General features: G+C 60.9%; 2 protein-coding genes and 2 pseudogenes. All 4 read left to right on the forward strand.

From position 1 onward, the window contains the following. Positions 1 to 1238 (forward strand): type I secretion system permease/ATPase (locus NKJ76_RS32270; protein WP_352539216.1); only part of this gene is annotated, 1238 nt, incomplete at its 5' end. Then, positions 1213 to 1443: pseudogene (locus NKJ76_RS32275) on the forward strand (HlyD family type I secretion periplasmic adaptor subunit); the annotation flags it as partial. The gene NKJ76_RS32270 and the pseudogene NKJ76_RS32275, both read left to right, overlap by 26 nt. A gap of 369 nt (positions 1444 to 1812) precedes the next feature. Then, complete coding sequence (locus tag NKJ76_RS32280) at positions 1813 to 2604, forward strand: calcium-binding protein (protein ID WP_023673926.1); 792 nt, start codon at positions 1813 to 1815, stop codon at positions 2602 to 2604. Between the two features lie 403 nt (positions 2605 to 3007). Beyond that, positions 3008 to 3185: pseudogene (locus NKJ76_RS32285) on the forward strand (type I secretion system permease/ATPase); the annotation flags it as partial.

The following is a 3185-nucleotide window of genomic DNA, read 5'->3' on the forward strand; positions in this document are numbered from 1 at the left end:
TGACACTCCTTGCCAACACTCTCTCGCAAGGGCCGATAAGCGATACCGTTGCCCACAACATGGCACGCAATGGTCTGCTGCAAGCAGCGCGTTGCAATGCCGAGGTCGTGCAAGCTCTCGGTCTTGGAAAGCGGATCGCTGCCCGATGGCAAAAGGCCAATGCCAAGTTTCTGGCCGCCAACCGGAAAGCTGGGGACGTGGCAGGTGGGCTGGGTGCCATTTCAAAGTCGCTGCGCGTGCTGCTGCAATCGGCCATTCTTGCCGTCGGTGCGTACCTTGTCGTCAGGGAAGAGGCTACGGCCGGGGTCATGATTGCCAGTTCGATCATGATGGGGCGTGCGCTGGCTCCGGTCGACCTCGCCATTTCAAGCTGGAAACCCTTCCTCATGGCGCGCCAGGGTTGGGCGCGGCTGGAGGACCTCTTGGAAAAGGTTCCTGAAACCGCTCCTGTTATGCTAATGCCTGCACCTGAACGCGAACTGCGCCTCGAAAGCGTGACAATCGTTCCGCCCGGCGAAAGCAAGCCGACCGTGACCGGCCTTGCGTTTGCCATTCAGGCGGGAAGCGCACTCGGGGTCATCGGCCCGTCGGGCTCGGGCAAGTCGACACTCTCGCGCGCCATCGTCGGCGCATGGACGCCGGTCGCCGGGAAGGTTCGCATCGACAGCGCAAGCCTCGATCAATGGGACCGGGAAGCACTAGGCCGTCACATCGGCTATCTGCCACAAGGTGTTGAATTGTTCGATGGCACCATTGCCGAAAACATCGCTCGTTTTGAAGATGATCCTGACCCTGAGGCTATTGTCGCCGCGGCGAAAGCAGCGGGCACGCACGAACTGATCCTCCGATTTGAGCACGGATACGAAACTCCGATTGGTGAGGCCGGATCGGCACTTTCCGCCGGGCAGCGTCAGCTTATCGGTCTTGCCCGGGCCCTTTATCGAGACCCTTTCCTTGTCGTGCTGGATGAACCCAATGCCCATCTCGACGCGGAAGGCGAAGCTGCAGTCGTTAATGCGATCGCCTCCGTGCGCGAGCGCAAGGGCATTGCGGTTGTCGTCGCCCATCGGCCGAGCGCCATCCGCGCCGTCGATTTGGTGTTGGTGATGGAAGGTGGACGGCAGCGATCATTCGGTGCGCGTTCCAAAGTCCTGAAGGCCATCGAGTCTACACAGGATCACGTGGCAGAGCGCGCTGACATGGAGGATCCCGGTGTCCGGCATTCATCAGAACAATGACGTTTCGAGTCCATTCGCCGGCACCTGGTGGCGGGCCTTCTGGCGAGCGTGATCTTTGTGGGAGGAGCCGGAGCCTGGGCGACCTTCACGAATCTCTCCGGTGCGGTTGTAGCGTCCGGACACTTTGTCGTCGTTTCCTAGTGAGAAGATACAGCACCCGACTGGCGGGGTGGTCGGAGAAATCCTGGTGAACCCGGCATTTCGTACTACCTGGTGCGCCTGTCGGTTCCGATCTCGGCTCGCGCGAACGCGCTCCCTAACGTTCCATTGCTCGCAATGGGCAGTGCCGGCGCGACTCGGCAACACAGCCCCATGCCCGTTCTTCCGAGGGCGGCCCAACCAGGACGACCGGTTGCCAAGTTTTCCTGGACCGTTCTTTGAGTGTGAATATTCGGGCCGATTGCCTGGGGCGTGTCCCCGCCGCCTGCGAGCCCGCAACTGCTCAGCAGAAGGGCGAAGTGAACGAGAATGCATCCATTTCGTAAATGTATGCCTATCCAAGCAATCGATTTCTCCAATTGTCCGATGACGAATATGAACGACTCAGGCAGGGGCATCATTAGGAGTATTTTCAATGGCAAAGATTATCGAAGGTGGCCCGGGTTCCGAAACACTCCTCGGCACCGAGGGTGTTGACTGGATCGAGGGTTACCAGGGCGGTGACTGGCTTGACGGTCGTGGCGGCAACGACGAGATCTCGGGTGGCGCGGGCAGTGACCGAGCCATCGGCGGCGAGGGTAACGACCGCATCTTCGGCGGAGATGGCTGGGACGATCTCTCCGGCGACAACGGCCGCTTCAACGCGCGCGTCTCCGGTGAGGACAATGACAGGCTCAGCGGCGGACCCGGCCAGGATGTCCTCTACGTGGGTGACGGCCAGGACACGTTGACCGGGGGCAGCGACAGTGACACGTTCGTGTTCCAGTTCCACAATCCGGTGCCTGGGGTTGTCGGGTCGACGTCGGACATTACCACTATCACCGATTTCAACCCGGCGGAGGACAAGTTCGCCTTCGATGCGGTAGGCCTCTACAACGACGGTTTTGGCGCGAACTTCGTCAACAACGCCAGCATACAGTCCGGCTACCCGGTGAGCAGCTTCTACAGCGGTGCGGCGTCGGGTGCGAACGGCGAACACGTCGTGGTGATCACTGGTGAATCTTTCAACTCTGCTAATGAGGCGGCGAGTGCGATCTCCGGCGAGCACGCCGGCGACATCATTGTCTACCAAAGCAGCTACACTGACAGAGTTGCAACTCTGGCCTATGTCACCGCCGACGGCAGCGCGCACGAGTTCGCCCACCTGGGCGGTGTAGTCACCGTGGCCGACCTAGGCCTGACCGCGTCGGACTTCACCTTCGTTTGATCCAGAAAACCCATGCGGAACCGCGCCCGCCCCGCCCCCCCGGGCGGGCGCTTTCCCGTCCGTTTCCGCTACTTGCCATGGGCCGGGGCGCCTGGGAGCAGTCAGCGTGTACAGTGACGAAGCCCTGCGCGTCGCGCTGGTCGTGGACCGAAATCTCCTGAAGGTGTGGAGGCGGAAGCCTGTTCGGGCCCTTGCGGCCGACCAGGATGAATCCCTTCCAAACCTTCAGCCGGACGGTGTTGTTGACCCGCTCCATCAAATGCCGGGACCAAACATATTCGGCGGGAGCACTGATCCTGAACCAGCGAGCGGATGCAGTCGGTTGCCGATCGGGGAGCAATATAGGGAGCTGGGTCGCCAGCTGCGGAGACTTACGTGACAACCATTCCTTAAAGGATCAGCTTTGAGACCCTTCCCTCTGACTTCCGCGATTTGGGGCATTGTGTTGATCAGCGGCGTGGTCAACGTGTTTGCGCTGATCTCGCCGCTGTTCATGCTTCAGGTCTATGACCGCGTTCTGGCAAGTGGCAGCGTATCCACGCTGGTGGGGCTCGTCGTGCTCGCTGCGGGGCTTTATGCGT

It is taken from the genome of Mesorhizobium sp. M0029 (genome assembly GCF_040323735.1).
Taxonomy (GTDB): Bacteria; Pseudomonadota; Alphaproteobacteria; order Rhizobiales; family Rhizobiaceae; genus Mesorhizobium.

What these genes read in the sequence shown, in the direction of transcription:
- NKJ76_RS32280 (WP_023673926.1), top strand. Translation starts at nt 1,813, where the DNA reads ATGGCAAAGATTATCGAAGGTGGCCCGGGTTCCGAAACACTCCTCGGC.